Raw genomic sequence first — 24116 nt, forward strand, 5'->3', positions numbered from 1 at the left:
GGCCGCGTTATCGAACTATCTTAAAGTAAATCTGCTTTTGCCTGATATGAAATCCATTCACACTTTGGCCGCTATTGCGGCAGGCTTGACGTTGTCGTTGACGGCGGCGGCCCAGGAGCAGGCCACCACGGCCAGCAGCACGGGCTCGCACCGCCCGATTCCGCCATCCGACCAAATGTTCCGCAAGAGCATCTGGCGGCAAGTGGACCTGCGCGAGAAGCAGAACAAGCCGATGTTTTCGGAAGGCAAAGAAATCAGCCGCGTTATCCTGGAAGCAGTGAAGCGCGGTGAGTTGCAGGCTTACAAGAGCGATTCGCTAACTACTACCCTTAATGCACAGGAAGTAACAGGTAATACTTCTTTCGTTGACGAAGGCTTCAAACTGAGCGACGAAGAGAAGGCAGCCGGTTTCAGCGAAAAGGACCTGAACGGCGGCGGTGATGACTGGGGCGCTCCGGCCCCCAAGAAAGCTGCTGCTGTGAAAAAGGTGGCCAAATTGGACGCTAATGGCCGCCCAATGAAGGACAAGCGAGGCAAAACCATTATGGTGGCGGCGGCTCCGGCTCCCGTAGCGGCTCCGGTTGCCCTCGGCAACCAGTACCGCTACAAGGACCTGTATTCGATGGAATTGAAAGAGGATATGATTTTCGACAAGAAGCGGTCGAGAATGTATCACGACATCAAGTCCATCACGCTGTACGTCCCTTCGACCTTGGCTTCGAATGCTTCGGGTATTGAGAAGCCAATCGCGACGTTTAAGTACAGCGACCTGGTGAAGATGTTCCGCGCCAACCCGGAAAAAGCTATCTGGTTCAACTCCGAGAACGATGCCCAGCACAAGAACCTCGCTGACGCTTTCGAGCTGTGGTTGTTCAACTCGTACATCACCAAGGTATCCAACGTAAGCGACAGCCGCCTTGATGACATCTACGGTGGTGCCCAGCAGGGCATCCTGGCTGCTCAGCAGACGGCTGCCGACCTGATTGAGTACGAGTACAACCTGTGGAGTTTCTAGACCACGGATTAGCTCGGATTTTAGCGGATTACACGGATTTTGTAGTCGGCTGCAGTTAAGCGAATGAAAAAGACCCTTGCTTGTGCGAGGGTCTTTTTTTGTTTGGTTGTGGCTAGCTAAGGGAATTGGGTTAGCTGGGGAGCTGGCGGGCGGGCATGGGGTGGGAGGGGGCGTCGTTTTGGGCGAAGTAGTTTTGGAGGACTTTGGCTTTGGCTTTGCCCACTTCGGCAATGAGTTCGGCTTCAGTGAGCTCGCGGATTTTCTTGACGGACTTAAACTTGTTAAGGAGCTTGTCGGCGGTGACGGGGCCGAGGCCTTTCACGTCGGTAAGCTCGGTTTTGAGAGTGGCGGCGTCGCGGCGGGAGCGGTGAAAGGTGATACCGAAACGGTGCACTTCGTCGCGCATGCGCTGGAAGAGGCGCAGGGATTCGCTCCGCTTGTCGATGTAGATGGGTAGCGGGTCGTTGGGTACGTAAATTTCCTCCAAGCGCTTGGCGATGCCGATGACGGGAATCTGGCCCCACAGGTTGAGGTCTTTCAGGGCCTTGACAGCCATGCTGAGCTGGCCCTTGCCGCCGTCCACGATGACGAGCTGGGGCAGGCTGGCTCCTTCATCTACTAAGCGGCGGTAGCGGCGCGATACCACCTCGTACATGGAGTCGAAGTCGTTGGGGCCGATGACGGTTTTGATGTGGTAGTGGCGGTAGTCCTTTTTGCTGGGCTTGGCGTTGCGAAAGCACACCATAGCAGCCACGGGGTTATCACCCTGGAAGTTGGAGTTGTCGAAGCATTCGATGTGCTTGGGCAGCTCGGTGAGGCGCAGGTCCTTTTTTATGGTTTCCATGATGCGCACCTCGTTCACGTCCTTGCTGCGCTCGTTCATGCTCTCCTTTTCCTTACGGGCGTAAAGCACGTTTTTGAGGGCCAGCTCAATGAGCTTGCGCTTGTCGCCGATTTGCGGGACGGAGAGGGTGACGCCAGGCAGCGGCAACTCGATGGTCACGTTGGTCATGATTTCGCGCGACTCGCTTTCGAACTCCTGGCGCATCTGCATCACGAGCGGCGCAAGGATTTCGGCGTCTTCCTCGTCCAGCTTCTTGGTAACTTCCAGGGACTGGGTGAGGATGATGGAGCCGTTCATAACCTTGAGGTAGGTGATGAAGGCCGACTTTTCGTTGCTGGCGATGGCAAACACGTCGATGTTGGTGAGCGTAGCCGAGACGATGGTGCTCTTCACCTGGAAGGCCTCAATCTTGTCGAGCTTTACCTTGAACTGGTGGGCCAGCTCGTACTGCATGTCCTGGGCGGCGGCGCTCATCTGCTCGCGGAAGTACTGCTTGGGAATGCGCAGGTCGCCGTTGAGAATGTTGCGGATTTGCTGGATGTAGCCGTTGTAGCGGGCCTCGTCCTCGTGGTTCTCGCAGGGGCCCTTGCAGTTGCCGAGGTGGTATTCGAGGCAGACTTTGAACTTGCCGGCTTCCACGTTTTCCGGGCTCAGGCGGAAGTTGCAGGTGCGCAGCGGGTACAGCGCCCGGATGAGCTCTAGCAGCACGTTCAAGGCCGTGCCGTTGGCGTAGGGGCCGTAGTAGCGCGAGCCGTCGTTAATCTTGTTGCGGGTGGGAATGAGGCGCGGAAACCGCTCATTGGTTAGGCAGAGGTAGGGGTAGGTTTTGCCGTCCTTCAGCAGGATGTTATACTTGGGCTGATGCTGCTTGATGAGGTTGTTCTCCAGCAAAAACGCATCGGACTCTGAGTCCACGATGGTGAATTCCAGGCGCTTGATATTGCGCACCAGCTGCTGGGTTTTCTTGTTGTGGTCCTGCTTGGTGAAGTAACTGCTCACGCGCTTGCGCAGGTCGATGGCCTTCCCGACGTAGATTATGCCCTCGTCGTCAAAGTATTTGTATACACCCGGCTTGTGGGGCAGGGCGTTGATGAGGGCTTGCAGTTCGGGTTTGGCTGCCATAAATCGCTGATTACCGCTGATTGATTTGATTACGCTGATTCGAAGGGCGCGTTGGAGGGAATACGGGGCGCGATTGGAAACTGCTGCAGAAGGCGCTATTTGTAACAAAAAATGACCGGCAAAAGTCGCCGGTCATTTCTGCTTAACGCTAACAAACCTGCTGCCTAACCACCTCGCCGAAGAAAAAATCAGCGAAATCACTTTAATCAGCAGAAATCAGCGATGCTAGATGTCCTCATCGCTGAGGTCGACGGGGTCGCGGCGGTTTAGCTTCTGGGCGTCAGGGATGGTATCGCGCTGGCCACCGTAGTATTTCGAGCAGTCGAGCTCGATGCCGAGCGGCGCGGCAGGCTTGGGAAACGGCGCGGTGCTGATGCCGATGCTCTTGTCCTTGTACACCTTCTGCATAAACAGGCCATAGAGCGGTAGCGCCAGGCGCGCGCCCTGGCCGTAAGTACCCGAGCGGAAGTGAATGCTGCGGTCTTCGCCGCCCACCCACATGCCGCACACCAAGTCCGGGGTGATGCCCATAAACCAAGCGTCGGAGTAGTTAGACGTGGTACCGGTTTTACCGCCTATTTCATACGGGAACTTGAATCCGGTGTGCAGAATGGTGCTGGTGCCGCCGGGCTCGGTGGTGCTGGCCTGCAGCATGTTGGTCATCACATAAGCCGTTTCTTCGCTGAGCACCTCACGGGTGCGGGGCACAAATTCGCGCAGCACATTGCCGTTCTTGTCCTCAATGCGGGTGACCATGGTGGGCGAAGTCCAGACGCCCTTGTTCACGAAGGTGGCGTAAGCGCCGCACAGCTCGTAGATGTTAACATCCGACGACCCGAAGCCGATGGCCGGCACCGCGTCAATCGGCGACTCAATGCCCATGCGCTTGGCGTAGCCGGCAATGGTTTCGGGCGTGAGCTTCATCACCAGCCACGCCGTAATGGAGTTCATGGACCGGGCCAGGGCCTGCCGCAGCGTGAACACCCGGCCCGAGAAGTTGCCCTCAAAGTTCTTGGGAGTGTAGGGTGCCCGGCCGGCCACGGCCGGGAAAGTAGTGGCCACATCGGGCCGCGGGTAGCAGGGCGAGTAGCCCTGGTCGATGGCCGCCGTGTACACAATGGGCTTGAACGTGGAGCCGGGCTGGCGCTTGCCCTGGCGCACGTGGTCAAACTTGAAGAACTTGTAATTCGGCCCGCCCACCCAGGCCTTAATCTGGCCGTTCAGGGGGTTCATGGCCATGAAACCGGCGCGCAGGTAGCGCTTGTAATACGCCAATGAGTCGAGCGGCGACATCAGCATTTCCTTTTCGCCCTGCCAGGTAAATACCTGCATCTTGTACTTCTTGCGCAGGTAGTAGTTCACCGAGTCGCGGTTGCCTTCGTAGGTGTTCATCAGCGACCTGTAGCGCTGGGTACGGCGCATGGCAATGTTCAGGAACTCGGGAATCACCTTGCCGTTTTCGTCGCGCCAGGGCAGCTGGCCTTTCCAGTGCTGGGTAAACCACTTCTGCTGCAGGGCCAGGTGCTCGGCCACCGATTTCTCGGCGTACGTCTGCATGCGCGAGTCGATGGTGGTGTAAATCTTCAGGCCGTCGGCGTACAGGTCGTGGTCGGTTTCGCGGGCCCAGGCCACCAGCGACTTGGCCACCTCCGAGCGGAAGTACGGCGCCAGGCCCTTGGTGGGGTTTTCCACGGAGTAGTGCAGCACAATGGCCTTGGCAGTATCCTGGGCCAGCTGGGCATCGGTGATGTAGTTCGACTTGGCCATCTGGCGCAGCACCCAGTTGCGGCGCTTGCGCGAGCGTTCGGGGTGGTTGATGGGGCTGAAACGGCCCGGCGCGTTCACAATACCCACCAGCGTGGCAGCTTCGGCGTTGGTTAGGTCCAGCGGCTTTTTGTTGAAAAAAGTCTTGGCGGCGGTGTTGATGCCAAACGAGTTCGAGCCGTATTCCACCGTGTTGAGGTACATGCGCAGGATTTCGCGCTTGGTGTAGTTGCGCTCCAGGCGAATGGCCAGAATCCACTCCTTGGCCTTGGTGATGAGCAGGCCCACCTTGCCGTTGCCGTTCAGCGACCCGTTATTGAGGTCTTCGGCGCGGGTCTTAAACAGCACCTTGGCCACCTGCTGGCTGAGGGTGGAGCCACCGCCGTTGCGGTTGAAAGTAACCACGCCCACCACGGCCCGGGATACGCTTTTCAGGTCGATGCCCGAGTGCTGCTCAAACCGCACGTCCTCGGTAGCGATGAGGGCATCAATCAGGTTTTGGGGCAGTTCGTTGAACTCGACCGGCGTGCGGTTTTCGCGGAAGTACTTGCCCAGCAGCACCCCATCGGCGGAGTAAATTTCTGATGCCAGCTCCGAGCGCGGGTTTTCCAGCGTTTTCAGGTTGGGCATGCGCCCGAACAGGTTCAGGAAGTTGCCGCTCACGGCCAGCACAAACAGGCCCAGGCCCACCACGCCCGCGCCAAACAGCACCCACATGGTGCGCGTGAACGCCGCAAACCGACCAGTACGCACGGGCTTCAGGGGCGTCGGCTTCGAACGGTGGGTAGGAGAGGAGGTTGGCATTTTTAGAGTTAAGGGTTAGGAGTTAAAAGTTATGAGTTAAAACTCAAGCAGGCCTAACCACGGCGCAAAGGTCCGACTGCAAACCCATAACTCATAACTCCTAAATTTTAACTCATTTATAAACGCGCTGATAAAAGCTCAAATACCCGGCCAAATCACCGGTGGCTTGCAGTAAGGTGAGATTTTCGAGGCTGATGACCACCGTCTGGTAGCCGGCCCCGCGCAACCGTGCCAGCGGCGATTGCGGCCCCCGCAGCTTGGTGGCGTAGCTCTGAGCCACCTTGGCGCCGGGCAATGCCTGCACCACCACCAGGTCCTGGTCGGTACCGAGCGGCGGTGTTTCCACGCGCAGGTTGTTGGCCCGGAAAAACCGGTTGTTGTAGGTGCCCAGCTGGGTGGTTAAATCGGCAGCGGCCGGTGCGGCCTTGGGAAACACCAGCACCACCGCATGGGCGCCGCTTAGCTGCGTGACGTAGGCCGTGGCAGGCACATCTGCAGGAGCCTCCACCGCAGCGGGAGTGGGCGCCACCAGAGTTGTCACAGCGGGCGGTGTGCCGGCCGCTGGGGGCACCGCCGCAACGGAGCCCGGCGCCGGTGCGGGAGCCTGAACAGCAAGAGCAGGGGCAGAAGCAGGAGAAACGCCCGCGTCGGGCACGGCAGCGGCTGCAGGAGCACCAGCCAGCGGCTTGGCAGGTGTGGCGTTGGTTGCGCTTGCCTTGCGCGTACCCGGCAAGCCCGCCGCAGTGGGAGAGGTAGGCGCAGGCGGCGCGGTATTCAGCGCCTTGGCAGGAGTCTCGTCTTCGCGGTACTGAATGCGCAGGCGGTTGTCTACCTCACCCGGCCGGAATACGGACACCACGGGTTTTTCGGTTGAGGCCAGTGCGCCGGCAATTTGTCCGGCTCCCTGCTTTTTGTAGGTTTCAGCCAGCGCCTGGGCTTGAGGCACGAGCGGGCTGTCGGGGAACTTAGTGTAGAACGCCTCCACCGAGGAGCGAGCCGCGAGCGGGGGCTGGGTACGAATGACCAACAGCGTTTTCAGGTAAGCCACCCGGTCAGCAAGGTCGCTCTTGGGGTACAGCTTTTCGCTGCGGGCCAGCACGGCCGTGGCCTTCCGGAATTCCTGGTTTTTGTAGAGCGTAAAGGCCGAATCCACGCGGCTTGCCACGGCGTTGTGCAGGGCCAGCTCATGCTCGCGGTACAGCGGGTCAGCAATCAGCTTGGCATAAATGGAAGTGGGAAACTCCCGTTGCAGGGCCGCGGCGTACTGGGCCATTTTGGCGGCATCGGGCTGGTCTTTGTAGTGCAGGTACAGCAGGTAGTAGGCATCGGGGGCGTGCACGCCCGTGGGATAGCGGCCCACCTGCTTCTCGTAGGTCTCGAAGCCCTTTCCCCGCTCTTTCAACTGCTCTTTGTAGATGCCGGCCAGCTCGTATAGTGCGCCCTCCACCTGCATGTTGGAGGCTTGCAGTAGTTCCGGCGTGGTGGGCAGGGTACTGCGGTATTGGGCTACCAGCGTCCGCTTTTCGGCCTCTGGGTCGGCGGGTGGGGCTGGGGCAGCAGAGGCAGATTGCCCGCCGTTCACTGCAGTCTGGTCGTTGCCGGTGATGGCAACGGGCACCCCACCGTTGGCAGTCGTATTGGGGGAGATGCTGGCTTGGCTGCTCGTGCGCCAGTTGTCCTGCAGCTGGCGGTTGCCCCACTTCCGGATAAAGTCGGCCCGGGCGGTGCCCAGCGTGGCTGGGTTGTCGAAGTACCATTTGGCTCCCGTGCCGGCGGCGGTGGGGTCGAAGGCCAGCAGGTCGTCGCTGGCCCGGCCCGTGGTCCCGTCCGGCGAGAAGCCAGCAGCGCTGCTGGTGGTGCGGGAGGCAAATTCGGCGGCCCGGTCGTTCACCTTTTGCAGCGCCGCAAGCCGGGCCACCTCCTGTTGGGCCACCAAGATAGCCGCATCAGCATACAGGTTGAGCTTCTCGTCCAGTGCTCCGGCGGGCAGCCGTGCCAGGGCCTGCAGGCTGTCCTGCGTTTCAATGATGGTGTACTGCTTCGCGAAATCCCGCAGAATGTCACTGCGCTCCTTGATGTCGGCATAGGTTTTGGCATCCTGCGCCAGGTTCTGCACCGTGCTGTCGTAGTAAGCCGCCGCGAGGCGGTACTTCTGCAGGTCTTCGTAGTAGATGCGGCCCGCCAAGAGGTAGGTGTAGCTTTTTTGCAGCCGGTTGGTGGTGGTGGCCTGCACAGATTGCCGCAGCAGCTTGAGCGCCTCGGGAATGTTCTTCTCGCGGTAGTTCAGCCGCGCCATCTCGTAGTAAATCTTGTCGCGGTAGTCCTTGTTCTTCGTGTCCTTCAGCAGCGCTACAAAATTTTTGTCGAGCCGCACCCGGTCCTTTTCGCTGAGGTCCGACACCTGCGCCAGCAGCAGCTTGGCCTGAAAATCCAGCTCATACGGCGGGTTACGCGTCAGCAGTTGGTCGAGCTGCTCGTAGGCTTTCTTGTTCTCGCCCGCGTTCTGGTAGAGCTGGGCCAGCAGGTAACGCGTCCGCGACCGTTCGTTTTTCAGCTCAATGAGCGGAATGGCCCGCTCCAACTGCGGAATGGCCTTGGCCGGCTCGTCGGTGCGGATGTAGTAGTCGGCCCGGGTCAGAAACAGTTGGCGTGCATCTTCGGGCAAGCCTTTTTCCTTGTCCAGCAGGTCCGATACCGCTTTGGCGCTCTCCATCTCGCCCTGCTCCACAAAGGTGCGCATCAGCCCAATCAGCGCTTCGTGCTTGGCATTGGGGTCTTTGCTGGTGGAGTTAACGTATTTAAAGGTCAGGGCCGCGTCGCTGAACTGCATCTGGTAAAAGCGCGACCAGCCCACCAGAATGTAGGCGTCGTCCGTCCAGTCCGACCCCGGCCGGTGCTGAATCGGCATTGATGCCTTCTTAATAACGTCGTTCAGCTCCGCGCGGTTGGCCCGTACGCTGGCACTGTCCAGCGTGGGAAACAGCGACAGGGGCTGGTTGTAGTCGTTGATGCGGCCTGCGTAGAGCTTTTCTTCCGTGGCTTGCAGCTTCTCCCGGGCAATGAAATAAGCATTGTCCCGCGCCGCCACGTTGTTGAAGGCGTGCGCCACCAGGTTTTTATCCGAAGCACAGCCTGCTACCCCTACTCCCAACAGAAAGAGAAAGAGCGCCGGCCAGCGGGGTATCAGCAGATGTTGTGTCAAAGCCAAGGAGAATGAAAAAAGGCAGCCAATTGCCTCCGCAACGCCGGAAGCAACCCGAAATGTTCGTTGTAGCAGGCAAGTGCCAGCCGGCTAACGAAGGCGAACGGGTAAAATTACGTTTTTCCCGGACCAAAAGGTCCTTCGCCCCCGCCGTACCTTTGCGCGTCGTTCCACTTCGCCCTTTCCATGCCCACTCCGCCTGTTCCTGAGCCCGCCGACAAGCCCGCCGAGGGCTCCAACCGCGTGCGCGCATTCGCCAAGTATTCGGGCATTGCTTTCCAAATGCTGGGCATCATCGGCGGCTTCACTTGGCTGGGCATGTGGCTCGACGAGCGGTACCAGTCCGAAAACCCGTGGTTCACGGTGGGACTCATGCTGGTGGGCGTATTTCTTGCCATGTTCCAGATTATCCGCAGCCTCACCAAAGAGTAGTGAACAGTGAGCAGCTATTAGTGAGCAGCAAAACAATGTTTCACTGATAACAGCTCACTGTTCACTAAACCGAACCGCCTTTCTATGATTCGATTTCTGCGCCAGTTTTTCTTGTTCGGTGCTGTGATGGGGGTGCTGCTTTACGCCTTGCATTTGCTCTACGGCCCGGCCGTTATTCACCGGTACACGGGGTTGCTGTTCGGCTTCATGGCGGGACTCACATTCCTTATCTATAGCCTCACGGCGCGCCTCGTGGCGGTCTCGCCTACCAACCTGGGCATCGGCTATCTTATTGGCATGACGGTTCGGATGCTCACTTCCCTTGCCTTGGTCACGGTGCATCTGGCCCGGGGTGCGCCCAGGAAGGGCGCGGCCTCTGGACCTTCCTTGGCGCCTTCTTCCTGCTGTACTTTTCGTGGGCTGGGTTTGAAATCTGGGCTATTTTTAGTAACTTGCGGCCGATTTCGAAAAAGCAAGTGGCGCAAACATAGCGCTTTAGCCGGAAATCTCCAATTAATTCCCTTTGAATGAAGCGTTTACTTTCGATACTTCTTTGCTTTGTATCCCTGTCCGCTTTTGCGAACGAGCCTGCCGCTGAGGCTTCCAAAGGGGAAGGCTTCAATCCCGGCGAAATGATTTTGGAGCACATCGGCGATTCGCACGAGTGGCACTTGGCTACCCTCGGCGAGGGCGAGCACGCCACTCACGTTAGCGTGCCGCTGCCCATTATCGCTTACCAGCCCACCAAAGGCCTGAGCATGTTCTCGGGTGGCCAGCTGGCCCACGGCCACAGCCACAACGGCCTGAAGCTGGAAGAAGACAAGCTGGTGGCCGAAGACGGCAGCAAAGTATACGACTTCTCCATTACCAAAAACACCGCTTCGCTGCTCTTCAGCGCCGCACTTATGCTGATTGTGTTCACGGCTGTAGCCCGTGGCTACAAGAAGAACCACGGTCGCGCGCCCAGCGGCCTGCAGTCGTTCTTCGAGCCCGTTATCATCTTCATCCGCGACGAAATTGCCCGGAAGAACATCGGCCCCAAGTACGAGCGCTACATGCCGTACCTGCTCACCGCCTTCTTCTTCATCTGGTTCAATAACCTGCTGGGCCTCATGCCCGGCGCGGCCAACCTGAGCGGCAACATCGCCGTGACCCTGGTGCTGGCCCTGATGACGCTCGTTATCACGCTGGCTTCCAGCAACAAGAACTATTGGGCGCACATTTTTGCTACGCCCGGCGTGCCCAAGCCCCTGCTGCCCATCATGATTGTGGTGGAATTCCTGGGCATCTTCACCAAGCCCTTCTCCCTGATGATTCGTCTGTTTGCCAACATCACGGCCGGACACATCGTGGTACTGAGCTTCATTAGCCTAGTGTTCATTTTCAAATCGTGGGCTGTAGCGCCGGTTACCCTGGCTTTCGGCTTGTTTATCAACATTCTGGAATTGCTGGTAGCCATTCTGCAGGCCTTCATCTTCACCCTGCTTACCGCCATGTACATCGGCGCGCCGTAGAAGAGCACCACGATGCCGACCACCAGATTGGTGGCGGCGACGGGGCCGACCAGGCCCACGCCCCTTTGCACGCACACTAATTCATACGATTTAACCAGGCGGGCCCAGTGCCCTACCTGCTGGCTGTTTTAGTCAGACCGCAGCACCCCTCCCCCCCCCGCTGCGGGATTGGCTAGCTTTTTCTCTTCCCCCTTTTTCTTTTTTTATGCTTCTTTCTTTGTTTTTGCAGGCTGCTGTTGAAATGGCTGCCAACTACGGTCCTGGTTTGGCTGTAATGGGTGCCGGTATCGGTGCAGGTTTGGTTGCTTTGGGCGTAGGCCTGGGTATTGGTCGCATTGGCGGCAGCGCTATGGATGCCATCGGCCGTCAGCCCGATGCTTCCGGTAAAATCCAGACGGCTATGATTATCGCCGCCGCTCTGATTGAAGGCCTTGGCCTGTTCGCAGTCGTAGTCTGCGTACTTATCTGGACCAAGCTCTAAGATGATTTGCCGGGCCGCAGTGCCCGGAAGTAGTTGGAAGCCCGCCGCCCGCTGCTGCCTATGCAGTTGGCGCGGCGGGCTTACCTGCTCCTACAAGATGTAGCAAGCTTAACCAGCCTCAACCGGCGGTTCCCTAATACTAAATTCCCTATGCCAGCTTTCTTAAATCCTGAACTCGGCCTGATTTTCTGGCAACTGGTTATCTTCCTGTTGGTGTTGTTTCTGCTGGGCAAATTTGCCTGGCGTCCCATCCTGCTGTCGCTCAAAGAGCGGGAAGACACCATTGACAACGCCCTGCGCATGGCCGACCAGGCCAAAATTGAAATGCAGCAGCTGAAAGCTGGCAACGAAAAGTTGCTCGCCGACGCCCGCCACGAGCGCGACCGCATGATGCAGGAAGCCACCGTGATGGCCAACCAGCACCGCGACGCCGAAAAGGCCCGCGCCACCGACGAAGCCAACCGCATTATCACCCAAGCCCGCGAAGCCATCCAGCAGGAGAAAAACGCGGCCCTGGCCGAAGTTAAAAACACCGCTGCCAAGCTGTCGGTCGACATCGCCGAGCGCATCCTGCGCCGCGAGCTCGCCGAGCCCGCCGCCCAGACGCAGCTGGTTGATTCGTATTTGAAAGACGTTAAGCTTAACTAACGTCTGTCATGCTGACGAAGGAAGCATCTTATCACGGCTGCTTTCGTCAGATTTAGTTTACCGAGCCCTGCGAACCTGATAAGATGCTTCGCAAGCTCAGCATGACAAAAAAAACAATAACCAATGGCTGACCAACGAGTAGCGGCCCGCTACGCCAAGTCGCTCCTCGACTTGGGCAAGGAGATGGGCACGCTGGAGAGCGTGAAAGAGGACATGGACCTGCTGAGCAAGACCATGGCCGAAAGCCGCGAGCTGCGGCTGTTGCTGCGCAATCCGATTGTGAAGCACGACAAGAAGCTGGCCATCCTGACCGCCATTTTTGGCGGCAAGGTATCGGACATGACCATGAAGTTTTTTGCCATTCTCACCCAGAAAAACCGGGAGTCGGCGCTGGAAGGCATGGGCACCGAGTTTCAGGTGCAGTACAACTCCATGCAGGGCATTCAGATGGCCGAGGTGACTTCGGCCACTCCGCTCACCGCCGCCTCGCGAGCCGAGATGGAAAAGCTGGTAACCCAGCAAACTGGCCTTACCGAAGTGAAACTGACCGAAAAGGTGGACGCCGACCTAATTGGCGGCTTCATCCTGCGCGTGGGCGACAACCAGCTAGACGATTCCGTGCGCACCAGCCTCCGCAAAATGCGCACCTCTTTGCAAGACACTACGTTTCAACAAAAGGTGTAAGCCGATAGTCGGTGTTGTGCGAACGCAGTTGTTCGCGTCTCCGCGCCGACAGCATTAATTCAATTGGCGCAGGCACGCGAAGCACCGCTTCGCGCTACTGACTACTCAATACTACATACTCAATTCCCAAAAAAATGGCAGAAGTACGTCCGGACGAAGTATCCGCAATCCTGCGGCAGCAACTGTCCAATTTCAAGTCCGAAGCCGAGCTGGAAGAAGTCGGCACCGTGTTGCAGGTTGGCGACGGTGTGGCTCGCATCTACGGCTTGAGCAAAGCCCAGGCGGGCGAGCTGATTGAGTTCGAGACGGGCCTGCAAGGGCTGGTGCTCAACCTCGAGGAGGACAACGTAGGTGCCGTATTGCTCGGCGACTACTCGGGCATTCAGGAAGGCGCCACCGTGCGTCGTACCAACAAAATTGCTTCCATTAAAGTAGGCGAAGGCATCGTGGGCCGGGTGGTAAACACCCTCGGCCAGCCCATCGACGGCCGCGGCCCCATTACCGGCGAGCTGTACGAAATGCCCCTCGAGCGCAAGGCTCCTGGTGTAATCTACCGTCAGCCCGTAACCGAGCCGATGCAGACCGGCATCAAGTCGATTGACGCCATGATTCCGATTGGCCGTGGCCAGCGCGAGCTGATTATCGGTGACCGTCAGACGGGTAAGTCGGCCGTGGCCATCGATACCATCCTGAACCAGCGCGAGTTCTTCGAAGCTGGTAAGCCCGTGTACTGCATTTACGTGGCCATTGGCCAGAAGGCTTCTACCATCGCCCAGGTGGTGCAGTCGCTGACCAAAGGCGGTGCCATGGACTACACCGTGGTGGTAGCTGCTCCGGCCGCCGACCCCGCGCCCCTGCAGTTCTACGCCCCCTTCACCGGTGCCGCCATTGGCGAATTCTTCCGCGATACGGGTCGTCCCGCCCTCGTGGTTTATGACGACTTGTCGAAGCAGGCTGTGGCTTACCGTGAGGTGTCGCTGCTGCTCCGTCGTCCTCCCGGACGCGAGGCGTACCCCGGCGACGTATTTTACCTGCACAGCCGTTTGCTGGAGCGGGCCGCTAAAATCAACGCTTCGGACGAAATCGCTCAGAACATGAACGACCTGCCCGAAAGCATCCGGCACCTGGTGAAAGGTGGCGGGTCGCTCACGGCCCTGCCCATCATCGAGACGCAGGCTGGTGACGTATCGGCCTACATCCCGACGAACGTGATTTCCATTACCGACGGCCAGATTTTCCTCGAGACCAACCTGTTCAACTCGGGTGTTCGCCCTGCTATCAACGTAGGTATTTCGGTGTCGCGTGTGGGTGGTAACGCCCAGATTAAGTCGATGAAGAAAGTGGCCGGTACGCTGAAGCTCGACCAAGCCCAGTTCCGCGAGCTGGAAGCTTTTGCCAAGTTCGGCTCCGACCTCGACGCCTCGACCAAGCTCACCATTGAGCGTGGCCGTCGCAACCTCGAAATCCTGAAGCAGCCCCAGTTCTCGCCTGTGAAGGTGGAAGACCAGGTGGCCATTGTGTACGCTTCTACCAACGGCCTCCTCGACACCGTACCTGTGAATCGGGTGCGTGAGTTCGAGAAGGAGTTTGGCCAGGTGATGAACTCCCGCTACCCCGACGTGCTGAAGGCGCTGAAGGCTGGCAAGCTGGAGGACGCCGGTACCAAGGCCATCCGCGAGGTAGCCAAGGACGTAGCGGCGAACTACGCGGCGAAATAAGAATTAAGTTAAAGAACGTCATGCTGAGCTTGCCGAAGCATCTCTACCGCTTCGTTGAATCAGCATTGATTACTACTGCGGTAGAGATGCTTCGGCAAGCTCAGCATGACGTTCATTTATCCCCATTATGGCAAGCTTAAAAGAAGTCCGCAGCCGCATTCAGTCGGTGAGCAGCACGCAGCAGATTACCAAAGCCATGAAAATGGTGGCGGCGGCCAAGCTGCGTCGTGCCCAGGACAACATCATCCGGATGCGGCCTTACGCGCAGCGCCTGAACACCATTCTGGCGAACCTGACGCGCACGACCGACAATGACATTGTGAGCGAATATGGCGTGGCCCGCGAGGTGCGCCGGGTGCTCATTATTGCCGTTACGTCGGACCGTGGTTTGGCGGGTGCCTTCAACTCGAACGTGTTTAAGGGTGTGAACGCGGCCATTGCGGAGCGCTACGCCAACCTGCCGGCAACCAGCATCTCGATACTGGCCATTGGCAAGAAAGCCCACGACTACTACACCCGCAAGGGCGGTGTGGTGGGCAACTTCACCCACGTATTTGCCAAGCTGTCGTTTGAAACGGTGCGCGAGGCGGCAGAGCTGGCCATGGACAGCTTCCGCAACGGGCAGTACGACGAGGTGGTGATGGTGTACAACGAGTTCCGGAACGTGGCCACGCAGATTATCCGCACCGAGCAGCTGCTGCCGCTGGTGAAGACGGAAGCGCCCGTTACGGCTTCGGCCACTGCCAACGTGGATTACGTGTTTGAGCCTTCGAAAGAAGAAATCATTCAGACGCTGATTCCGCAGTCGCTGAAAATCCAGCTTTACAAAGCGGTGCTGGAAAGCAACGCTTCGGAGCACGGCGCCCGCATGACGGCCATGGACAAAGCCACCGACAACGCCGGCGAGCTGCTCAAATCCCTCAAGCTGACCTACAACCGGACGCGTCAGGCGGCCATCACGACCGAGATTCTCGAAATCGTGGGCGGTGCCGAGGCCCTGGCGGCTGGCTAGCAGTCGAATACATAAGAAAAAGCAAAGGCCCGTCTCCGTTGGAGGCGGGCCTTTTTCGTACGGTTGAGACTATGGGGAACCCCGGTACATGAGGGGTAAGGCGGTTGTATCGGATTCGTCGCGAAATAGTACGAGTTGGGCGCGAATGTGAGCAGGTTTGACAAGGCTGACATACGGCTTGGCGCAATGTCGCGTTGAATCGGCATCGCCGCGCTGCCGGCGAAGCCGTCGCTTCTATTATTTCCACCTTATTCGCACCATGCTATGTTTGCCATCACCTCCTCCGCTATTCTAACCAGTGGGCGGCATCTGGCCATGCCGCTGCCGTTGTTTATGCTGCTGGCGGGCCCGGCGGCCCGTGCCCAGTCCCCCACTGCGCTGGCCGACCTCACGGTGTACCCCAACCCGGCCCACATTCGGGCCACGGTGGCGGTGCCGGCCGTAGCGGGCACCACCCGCGCTACCGTGACGCTGAGCGACGCCCAGGGCACGGTGGTGTTTGAGCAGCCCGTAAGCCTGACCGAGGAAGGTGGCAAAGCAGAGGTCCCCCTGTTGGGACGGGCGCCGGGCCTGTACCACGTGGTGGTGCAGGCGGGTAGCCAGCGCGTGGCCAAGACGCTGACGGTGGAGTAAGGGCTGCGGCGTGTGTTCTACAGGTTCATGTATTTCCGCTGGGCGCGCTGCTTGTCGGGCTTTGGAACTTGCGGTTGTGTCTTCAACAACTCCTGCAGCCGCTCGGGGGAGAAGCCTGTGAAGTTCTTAATGTACGCGCACGGGTTTTGGAAGTCCTTTTCTTTCAGCGAAGAGCCCACGGCTACCACGCGCATGCCCACTTTGTAGGCAGCCTGCTCGCCCAACACGGCGTCTTCAAACACGATGCAGTCCGCGGGACGGGCGCCAAGCTTAGCGGCGGCCACGGCAAAGGTGTCGGCGTGGGGCTTGCCCTTGGCCACATCGGCTTTGCCGATGACCACGTCGAAGTAACGGCGCAGGTCGAGGTGGTCGATGATGTAGCTGATGGTTTCGGGGGGCGAGCCGGTGCCAAGGGCGATTTTGTGCCCGGCGGCGCGGGCGGCCTCCAGAAACGCCACGAGGCCGGGCATGGCGCGGCGCTTGTTCCAATACAAGGTGCGATAAAGAAACTCCCGCTGGCTGGCGTATTCTTTTAATTGCTTATCAGGTATGGGGTTGTGGAACACGGTTTTAAGGATGTTGGTGGCGGGCATGCCGTTAAGGCGCTGCAGCAGCTGGCGTGCATTAGTGGTCAGGCCCAGGTCGCGAAACAGGAGCTGGAAAGCGCGGGCCTGGTAAGGCGTGTTGTCGACGAGTACGCCGTCCATGTCGAAGATGAGGGCAGGGAACATAGGGGAGGGGAGAGGTGATGAGCAAAAGGACCATCATGACGTTCAACTCAACATCACGTTCTATGAGCATCAGGGTCTTTCTACATTACTTTCTTTTTTAACGCTTGTCTTTGCTGGGGTATCTTTGCGGCCGCTTAGCATTACCTGTTTCCGCTTGAAAAAGATATTACTGTTTGCGCTCACGGCCCTGGTCGCCGTTCCCGCCCTTGCCCAGAAAGCTGGCCAGCCCGTGCCGCGCCCCAAGCTGGTGGTGGGCATTGTGGTGGACCAGATGCGCTACGACTACCTCTACCGCTACTGGGCTAAGTACGGCACCGATGGTTTCCGGCGGCTGCTGGGGCAGGGGTTCAGCTTCGAGAGCTGCAACTACAACTACGTGCCCACCTACACCGGGCCGGGCCACGCCAGCATCTACACCGGGGCCACGCCCTCGGTCAATGGCATCATTGGCAACAACTGGTTTGAGCGCGAAAGCGGCCGCGACACCTACGTGACCGAGGACAAAACCGTGCAGCCCGTGGGCGGCTCGGTGGCGGCGGGGCAGATGTCGCCGCGCCATATGCTGAGCACCACCATTGGCGACGAGCTGCGGCTGGCTACCAATTTCCAAAGCAAAGTCATTGGGCTGAGCATGAAGGACCGGGGCAGCATTCTGCCAGCCGGCCACTCGGCCACGGCTGCTTACTGGTACGACGGCACCAACGGCGCCTTCATCACCAGCACCTTCTATATGCCGCAGCTGCCGGGTTGGGTGGTGGCCTTCAACCAGCAGGAACGTGTTGCGCAATACCTGAGCAAGCCCTGGGAAACGCTGCTGCCCCTGGCCCAGTACACCGAAAGCACCCCCGACGACGTGCCTTGGGAAAGCAGCTTCCGGGGCGAGAAAACGCCCACCTTCCCCCACGACCTGCCCACCCTGAGCGCCGCGCCGCCCGCCGCCGTCACGGCCCTGACCAAAGCCGCCGGCGAGCCCACGCCCAAAGCCACTCCCCGTAACCTCGACCTCATCCGGTCCACGCCCTTCGGCAACAGCCTCACGGCGGATTTCGCCCTTGAAACCCTACGGGCCGAACAACTGGGCCAGCGCCCCGGCATCACCGACATGCTGGCCGTGAGCTTCAGCAGCACCGATTACGTAGGCCACCAGTTCGGCCCCAACTCCGTGGAAGCCCAGGATACCTACCTGCGCCTCGACCGAGACATAGCCCGGCTGCTAAGCGAAATAGACAAGGCCGTGGGCAAGGGCAACGCCCTGGTGTTCCTCACCGCCGACCACGGCGCGGCCAACGCCGTGGGCTTCCTGCAGGAGCACCGCATGCCCGCCGGGGGCGTGGGCAACACGTCCATGCGCGACTCGGTGCAAAATGCTCTCGCGCGCCGCCACGGCCCAGGCAACTGGGTGCTCGACTTCGGCAACCTGCAGGTGTACCTCAACCGCCCCCTGCTGGCCAAAAAAGGCCTGGACCTGGCCAAAACCCAGGCCGAGGTGGCCGCCCTGCTGCTCCCGTTGCCTGGCGTGGCCCAGACCCGCACCGCCACCGACCTGCAAAACGCCCACTGGAGCGAGGGCCCCGGCATGCTGCAGGAAAACGGCTTTTTCGCCCCCCGCTCCGGCGATGTGCTGGTGACGCTGCTGCCCGGCTGGCTCGAAGCCTACTCATACCCGGTTATCAAAGGCACCACCCACGGCACCACCTGGGCATATGATACGCACGTGCCGTTACTTTTTTGGGGCTGGCGCGTAAAGCACGGCGAATCGGCCACGCCCGTCCGAGTCGTGGACATCGCGGCTACCGTGGCGCGTTTCCTGCACATTCAGGAACCAAGCGGCAGCAGCGGGGTTCCACTCGTGGAAGTGCTGAAGTAGTAGCTATCCCACACTCCCTTCCTTTTTTAAGGAGGGGATGTTTCAGCCAACGGCTGAAACGGGGGTGGTCCTTCTTGTTGCACGAAACCTGGGCAACGTAGCCCTCATCGTTCGCCCATCGTTCAACGAGGGGCACCACCCCAGCCGGCGCTTCGCGCCAGCGTCTCCTCCTCAAAAAAGGAGGGGAGTTTGTTCTGTCTTTCTCAATCCATTTAAGGTTACATGAAAAATACCTATTTCAACCCCTGGCACAACGTTTCGCGCGGCGATAACAACCCACAGGTTGTGCAATCCATCATTGAAATTCCCAAGGGCAGCAAAGGCAAATACGAGCTTGACAAAGACAGCGGCCTGCTGAAGCTCGACCGCGTGCTGTTCTCGGCCGTGCATTACCCGGCCGCCTACGGTTTCATCCCCCAAACTTATTGCGACGACAAAGACCCGCTGGATATTCTGGTGCTCTGCTCGGTCGACATCGTGCCCATGTGCATCGTGGAGGCCAAGGTCATCGGCGTGATGCAGATGGTGGACCAGAACGAAGAGGACGATAAAATCATCGCCGTGGCCGCCCACGATATTTCGGTGAATCACTACAACGACATCAGCGACCTGCCCCCGCACACGCTGCTGGAGATGCGCCGCTTTTTCGAGGACTACAAAGCCCTCGAACACAACAAGCACGTGGTAGTGGAGCGCTTCATGGGCAAGGAAGATGCCTACCGCATCATCAACGACAGCATCAAGCTCTACGACGAAACCTTCGGCCAGCTGCAGGCTGCCATGTAAAGTATAAGAATGGCGGGCGCGTGTCTGCGTAGCGCCAGCTAATCTTTCTGCCTAAAGGCGAAGCACGAACGATTGACGTTCGGCTTCGCCTTTTTTGCGCTTGCTACCCAAAAGCAACCCCGTGAGTACTACCTCCGCTGAAACCAACCGGTACTGCAGACGGCGGCACTAATTTTACCCGTGGCCAATCTGCACCTGCCTGCTTGTCTTGTTGCTGCCCGCCACCCGCTGGGCCGCCTGCTCGATGCTGTGCTCTATAGCAGCGCGTGGCTGGCGGCGGCGGCGGCGGCCCAGACGGCCGCCACCCTGCACCAATGGCCGGCCATCAGCAGCGCCGGGTACCGGCTGGTGGCGCTGGTGTTTGCCGCTACACTGCTCGTCTACAACCTCGATGCTGCGCTGCCTTTTAAGAACCGCGAGCCGGCCGGTACTTCGGCCCGCAAGGCCTGGCAGCAGCGCCACCGCCCGCTTCTGCTGGGGCTGGCGGGCGGGGCGGCGGCGGCGGCCGGGTACTTCTTTTTCGTGGATGGCTGGTGGCGCTACTGGCCGGGGCTGGCGCCGCTGGTGGCGCTGGCGCTGCTGTATTCGTGGCCGCTGTGGCCGTGGCACGGGCGGCGCCGGGCCCTGCGCGAAATCCCGCTGCTCAAAGGCTTCCTCATTGCCCTGGTGTGGACGGCCGTGACTGTGGGCCTGCCGATGCTGCTATTGCGCCACTCCGTGGCTGATGTGGCCGGGCTGCTGGGCCAGCGCTTTTGCCTGATAATGGTCATCACCATCGTGTTCGACGTTCGTGATTACGGGCGCGACCGCCGGGCGGGCACCCGCACTTTTCCCGGCGTGCTGGGCGTGGCCGGGGCTCGGCGGCTGGCCCTGGGGTTCCTGCTGGCTTCGGTGGCGCTGGGCCTGGTGCGGGGCGCCCCGCCGCTGGCCGTGCTGCTGCCCGGCGCGCTCACCGCCAGCGTGGTGAGCGCCGCCGAAGAAACCCGCAGCGACTACTTCTACGCCCTGCTCACCGATGGCCTGCTGCTGGTACAGGCCGCCGCCTACTTTGTGTTTTAAGCCGGCTGGCTGCATTGGCGCAGCGCCGGGCCAATGTGGCGCACAATATCGCCGGCTACCAGCCCGGCTTCGCCGGTTTGGTGAGCAGCCAGGTCGCCGGCCAGGCCGTGGGCGAACACAGCCAGCCGCACGGCCTCGAAGGGCAGGAGCCGGGCATTGGCGCGCAGGGCCAGGAGCAGGCCGGTGAGCACGTCGCCGCTGCCGCCAGTGGCCATGCCAGGGTTGCCGGTGCTGTTGAAGTGCAGCTCGCCACTGGGTGTGGCCAGGCAGGTGTAGGCGCCTTTGAGCACCACCAGGCAGCGGTGCCGCTGGGCAAATTCGCGCAGCAGCTCCAGGCGGTGGTAGTCGTTGCGGGCGGGCCCGGTGAGGCGCTCGAATTCCTTGGGGTGGGGGGTGAGCACGGTGTTTTCGGGGAGCAGCGCCAGTAGCTCGCGGTGCTGGCCCAGCAGGTTCAGCGCGTCGGCATCGAGGACGAGGGGCAACGACTGCCCGGTTTTTTCGCGGTGCTGGCTGGCCGCTTTCAGTAACTGGCGCAACACGGCGAGGCTGGCAGCGTGCTGCCCCAGACCCGGGCCGATGGCAACCGCCTGGTACGGCTTCAAGTCAGGAAGCTCGCTGATGTGGTCGGCCTGCGGGTCGGTCAGGCACATGGCTTCGGGCTGGCTGGTTTGGATGATGTCGTAGCCGCAGGCCGGGACGTGGGCCGTGAGCAGGCCCACGCCGCCGCGCAGGCACGCGCCTGCTGCCAGCACGGCCGCGCCCATTTTGCCCCGGCTGCCGGCCAGCAGCAGCGCGTGCCCAAATGTGCCCTTGTGGCTGAACCTGGGCCGTGGCGACAGCTGGCCAGCCACAACGGGCTCATCGGTGTATTGCCAGGGCGTGGTGGCACTGGCAATAAAACCGGTACTCAGCTCAATATCTTCAACCTGCCACTCGCCCACAAACTCCGCATTTTGTGGCAGCAGGAAAGCCAGCTTGGGCAGGCCGAAGCTCACGGTGTGCTGCGCCCGCACCACGGCGCTATCGGCCGGCTGGGGGGCATCGGCGAAGAGGCCGCTGGGCATATCTACGGCCACCACGCGGGCCTGCGACTGGTTGAGGTGCTGCACCACGGCGGCGGCCAGCCCCGCCAGCGGCCGGCTCAGGCCGGTGCCAAACAGGGCATCGACCACCACGATATTGGCGGAAATGGCGGGCAGGGCTTCGGGGCTGATTTCGGTGACGGGTACGGCGGCGGGCAGGCGCTGGCGGTTGTGTTGCCAGTCGGGCGAGTAGCGACTGGCAGGCAGCAGGGCCACGCGCACCGAATAGTTGGCTTCGTGGAGCAGGCGGGCCAGTGCCAGTCCGTCGCCGCCGTTGTTGCCGGGGCCGCAGAGCAGCAGCGTGTCGGCAGGCACCCGACCATAGCCGTACTGGTCATGGAACCAGAACAGCAGCGCCTGGGCGGCGCGCTCCATGAGCTGCGCCGAGCTGAGGCCCTGCTCGGTAATGGTGGCCTGGTCGAGGGCGCGGGTTTGAGCGGCGGTGAGAATTTTCATGTGAGCGTTTGCTGGGCTTGTGTCAACCTCACGTTAACGTGAGGTTGACGTGAGGACGGTGTACTTTTATACATGCAAGAAACCACCCGCGTCTTCACCGTTCCCGGCCTCGGCAGCTCGGGCCCCGACCATTGGCAAACGTATTTTGAGCGCACGCAGCCCGACATCACCCGCATTGAGCAACGTGAATGGGACGTGCCCGACCGCGCCGAATGGGTGGAGCGCCTCGAAGCCGCCCTCGACGGCCAGGACCTGAGCCAGGTGGTGCTGGTGGCCCACAGCCTGGGCTGCATCACCATTGCGCACTGGGCCGGCAAGTACGGCCACCGCATCAAGGGCGCGCTGCTGGTGGCCCCCAGCGACGTGGAAACCGCACGTTTTGCCACCTTCCCCACCACCGGCTTCGCCCCGATGCCGCTGGCCCGGCTGCCCTTCCCCAGCAAAGTGGTGTGCAGCCAGAACGATGAATGGGTGACGCCCGCCCGCGCCCGGCAGTTTGCCGAGGCCTGGGGCAGCGAGCTGGTGGACCTCGGCGAGGCCGGCCACATCAGCACCGACAGCGGCTACGGCGACTGGCCGGCCGGGCTTACGCTGCTGCAGGACTGGTGGTAGGGAGCGCCCCAGGCCCGGCCCCACGCGGGAACCTCCCGGGGCCGGGCGCGTTTACCTTACTCCTACTGTTTCTTCTGAATAATCACTGTTGACATGCAAACCTGGAACGACGTTATCCGCCTAGCCAACCACCCCGTGCCCTCGCCGCGCCGGGTAGAGAAAACCCCCGCCGAGTGGCGCCAGCAGCTCACCGCCGAGCAGTTCCACGTCACCCGTGAGCACGGCACCGAGCGCGCCTTCACCGGCGAGTACTGCGAGGCCCACGAGGCCGGCCTCTACGCCTGCGTGTGCTGCGGCACGCCCCTCTACGACTCGCGCACCAAGTTCGAGTCGGGCACCGGTTGGCCCAGTTTCACGGCGCCTGTCGACGAAAGCGCCATCCGCTACAAGAAGGACACCAGCTACGGCATGACCCGCGTGGAGGCGCTCTGCAATGTGTGCGACGCCCACCAGGGCCACGTATTTCCCGATGGCCCGGCCCCCAGCGGCCTGCGCCTGTGCATCAATTCGGCCAGCATCAAGCTAATGACCGAAGCCGATAAGTAGCCTGCTCACTGAAAACCAGCACGTCGTGCTGAGCGAAGTCGAAGCACCTCTACCGCAGTAGCAAATAAATTACGCTCGCAGTAGAGATGCTTTGACTTCGCTCAGCATGACGCTCTACTTTTGTGCGTGTTCGCGTTTGCACGCTTTCCCGTTTCCACTCACTTTCAATCCCACCCGCGCCATGTCCCTTCTCTTCAACGATTTTGCCTCCTGGGGCGCGCACTGTGCCGAAACCGGCGAACCGCTCTACCAGGCCGTATTGGCTTACGAAATTGAGCAGAAGGGCCGCACAGAAGAAGAAATATGGAACGGCCTGCAGCGGGCCTACGATGTGATGCGTGACGCCGTGCATGAAGGCCTGACCGGCGACATGACCTCACGCTCGGGCATGATAAACAACGGGGCCAAGAAGATTGCCGCCTCGCCCGTTACCGTGCTCTCGCCCGAGTTCAAGCAGCTCATCACCCGCGCTTTGGGTGCCAAGGAGGTGAATTCCTGCATGGGCCGGGTGGTGGCCGCGCCTACGGCCGGCGCCTCCGGCATATTGCCCGGCGTGCTCGTTACCATCCAGGACCTGCACAAGCTCAGCGACCGCCAGATTCTGGAGGGCCTGCTGGTGGCGGCCGGCATTGCCCTCATCATCGAGCAGAATGCCTCCCTGGCCGGGGCCGTGGGTGGCTGCCAGGCCGAGACCGGCAGCGCGGCGGCCATGGGCAGCGGCGCCATTGTGTATTGCCTGGGCGGACCGGTAGAGCAGGTGTTTGCGGCCGTGGCCGTCACCATTCAGTGCATGTTGGGCTTGGTCTGTGACCCCGTGGCGGGCTTGGTGGAAGTGCCCTGCGTGGTGCGCAATGCTTCGGCGGCGGCCATTGCGTTTTCCTCGGCCCAGATTGCCATTGCGGGCATTGACCCCGTTATCCCCGTGGACCAGTGCGTGGCGGCTCTGGGCGAAGTGGGGCAGGCCATGGAAACCCGCTACAAGGAAACCGCCCTCGGCGGCCTGGCCAACACCACCCGCGGCCGCGAAATTGAGCAGCGCGTGCTGGTGCAGGACATCAACATTCTTCCCGACGACGGGGAGTAGCTGCTACCGCAGCGGCCGCG

General features: G+C 60.6%; 21 protein-coding genes. 16 read left to right on the forward strand and 5 right to left on the reverse strand.

Features of this window, described 5'->3' with window-relative positions; all coding sequences use genetic code 11:
* Positions 1–46: 46 nt before the first annotated feature.
* A complete protein-coding gene (gene porN / locus BEN48_RS08015) occupies positions 47–1015 on the forward strand; it encodes a type IX secretion system ring subunit PorN/GldN (protein ID WP_070734075.1) in 969 nt (322 codons plus the stop codon).
* Between the two features lie 130 nt (positions 1016–1145).
* Here porN and uvrC read toward each other — a convergent pair whose 3' ends face one another.
* The 3 genes from uvrC to porW form a co-directional block, all read right to left on the reverse strand.
* Positions 1146–2981: an excinuclease ABC subunit UvrC gene (gene uvrC, locus BEN48_RS08020; RefSeq protein ID WP_070734076.1), complete on the reverse strand. Its 1836-nt coding sequence runs from the start codon at positions 2979–2981 to the stop codon at positions 1146–1148.
* Between the two features lie 225 nt (positions 2982–3206).
* Positions 3207–5549, reverse strand: a complete 2343-nt coding sequence (locus BEN48_RS08025; protein ID WP_241502214.1) for a penicillin-binding protein 1A — start codon at positions 5547–5549, stop codon at positions 3207–3209.
* A gap of 112 nt (positions 5550–5661) precedes the next feature.
* Positions 5662–8751, reverse strand: a complete 3090-nt coding sequence (porW, locus tag BEN48_RS08030; RefSeq protein WP_125932534.1) for a type IX secretion system periplasmic lipoprotein PorW/SprE — start codon at positions 8749–8751, stop codon at positions 5662–5664.
* A 186-nt stretch (positions 8752–8937) separates the two neighbouring features.
* On the opposite strand from porW, the gene BEN48_RS08035 reads away from it, so the two are divergent.
* The 9 genes from BEN48_RS08035 (at position 8938) to BEN48_RS08075 (ending at position 15873) form a co-directional block, all read left to right on the forward strand.
* The gene (locus BEN48_RS08035; RefSeq protein ID WP_070734078.1) at positions 8938–9183 is read left to right on the forward strand and encodes an AtpZ/AtpI family protein; all 246 of its coding nucleotides are present in this window, start codon (positions 8938–8940) and stop codon (positions 9181–9183) included.
* Between the two features lie 84 nt (positions 9184–9267).
* Positions 9268–9714, forward strand: coding sequence for a hypothetical protein (locus BEN48_RS08040; RefSeq protein ID WP_070734079.1), 447 nt, complete (start codon positions 9268–9270; stop codon positions 9712–9714).
* Positions 9711–10697 carry a F0F1 ATP synthase subunit A gene (gene atpB / locus BEN48_RS08045; RefSeq protein ID WP_317043690.1) on the forward strand — a complete coding sequence of 329 codons (987 nt, stop codon included), beginning with the start codon at positions 9711–9713 and terminating at the stop codon, positions 10695–10697. Before BEN48_RS08040 ends, atpB begins: the two co-directional genes overlap by 4 nt.
* 205 nt (positions 10698–10902) lie before the next feature.
* A complete protein-coding gene (gene atpE, locus BEN48_RS08050; RefSeq protein ID WP_035561068.1) occupies positions 10903–11178 on the forward strand; it encodes an ATP synthase F0 subunit C in 276 nt (91 codons plus the stop codon).
* A 150-nt stretch (positions 11179–11328) separates the two neighbouring features.
* The gene (gene atpF, locus BEN48_RS08055) at positions 11329–11826 is read left to right on the forward strand and encodes a F0F1 ATP synthase subunit B (protein WP_070734226.1); all 498 of its coding nucleotides are present in this window, start codon (positions 11329–11331) and stop codon (positions 11824–11826) included.
* 123 nt (positions 11827–11949) lie between these two features.
* Positions 11950–12510 (forward strand): ATP synthase F1 subunit delta, encoded by a 561-nt coding sequence (gene atpH / locus BEN48_RS08060; RefSeq protein WP_070734080.1) that lies wholly within the window; start codon positions 11950–11952, stop codon positions 12508–12510.
* Between the two features lie 134 nt (positions 12511–12644).
* Positions 12645–14228 (forward strand): F0F1 ATP synthase subunit alpha, encoded by a 1584-nt coding sequence (gene atpA / locus BEN48_RS08065; protein ID WP_070734081.1) that lies wholly within the window; start codon positions 12645–12647, stop codon positions 14226–14228.
* Positions 14229–14355: 127 nt separating this feature from the next.
* Positions 14356–15240 (forward strand): ATP synthase F1 subunit gamma, encoded by an 885-nt coding sequence (gene atpG / locus BEN48_RS08070; protein ID WP_070734082.1) that lies wholly within the window; start codon positions 14356–14358, stop codon positions 15238–15240.
* 264 nt (positions 15241–15504) lie between these two features.
* Complete coding sequence (locus BEN48_RS08075; RefSeq protein ID WP_070734083.1) at positions 15505–15873, forward strand: T9SS type A sorting domain-containing protein; 369 nt, start codon at positions 15505–15507, stop codon at positions 15871–15873.
* 17 nt (positions 15874–15890) lie between these two features.
* On the opposite strand, the gene BEN48_RS08080 is transcribed toward BEN48_RS08075, so the two are convergent.
* Complete coding sequence (locus BEN48_RS08080; RefSeq protein ID WP_070734084.1) at positions 15891–16604, reverse strand: HAD family hydrolase; 714 nt, start codon at positions 16602–16604, stop codon at positions 15891–15893.
* A 154-nt stretch (positions 16605–16758) separates the two neighbouring features.
* On the opposite strand from BEN48_RS08080, the gene pafA reads away from it, so the two are divergent.
* From pafA to BEN48_RS08095, 3 genes are all read left to right on the forward strand, one after another.
* On the forward strand, positions 16759–18471 hold the full coding sequence (gene pafA / locus BEN48_RS08085) for an alkaline phosphatase PafA (RefSeq protein ID WP_070734085.1): 1713 nt from the start codon (positions 16759–16761) through the stop codon (positions 18469–18471).
* 222 nt (positions 18472–18693) lie between these two features.
* On the forward strand, positions 18694–19257 hold the full coding sequence (locus BEN48_RS08090; protein WP_070734086.1) for an inorganic diphosphatase: 564 nt from the start codon (positions 18694–18696) through the stop codon (positions 19255–19257).
* A gap of 180 nt (positions 19258–19437) precedes the next feature.
* Positions 19438–20316, forward strand: coding sequence for a UbiA prenyltransferase family protein (locus BEN48_RS08095; protein WP_070734087.1), 879 nt, complete (start codon positions 19438–19440; stop codon positions 20314–20316).
* On the opposite strand, the gene BEN48_RS08100 is transcribed toward BEN48_RS08095, so the two are convergent.
* Positions 20313–21854 (reverse strand): bifunctional ADP-dependent NAD(P)H-hydrate dehydratase/NAD(P)H-hydrate epimerase, encoded by a 1542-nt coding sequence (locus BEN48_RS08100; protein WP_070734088.1) that lies wholly within the window; start codon positions 21852–21854, stop codon positions 20313–20315. The genes BEN48_RS08095 and BEN48_RS08100 overlap by 4 nt on opposite strands.
* 72 nt (positions 21855–21926) lie before the next feature.
* Between BEN48_RS08100 and BEN48_RS08105 the strand changes: the two genes are divergently transcribed.
* From BEN48_RS08105 to sdaAA, 3 genes are all read left to right on the forward strand, one after another.
* Positions 21927–22466 (forward strand): RBBP9/YdeN family alpha/beta hydrolase, encoded by a 540-nt coding sequence (locus BEN48_RS08105; RefSeq protein WP_070734089.1) that lies wholly within the window; start codon positions 21927–21929, stop codon positions 22464–22466.
* 93 nt (positions 22467–22559) lie between these two features.
* Positions 22560–23012, forward strand: a complete 453-nt coding sequence (gene msrB / locus BEN48_RS08110) for a peptide-methionine (R)-S-oxide reductase MsrB (RefSeq protein WP_070734090.1) — start codon at positions 22560–22562, stop codon at positions 23010–23012.
* A gap of 181 nt (positions 23013–23193) precedes the next feature.
* Positions 23194–24096 carry an L-serine ammonia-lyase, iron-sulfur-dependent, subunit alpha gene (sdaAA, locus tag BEN48_RS08115; protein WP_070734227.1) on the forward strand — a complete coding sequence of 301 codons (903 nt, stop codon included), beginning with the start codon at positions 23194–23196 and terminating at the stop codon, positions 24094–24096.
* Positions 24097–24116: the final 20 nt, after the last annotated feature.

The sequence above is a fragment of the Hymenobacter glacialis genome (assembly GCF_001816165.1).
Taxonomy (GTDB): Bacteria; Bacteroidota; Bacteroidia; order Cytophagales; family Hymenobacteraceae; genus Hymenobacter; species Hymenobacter glacialis.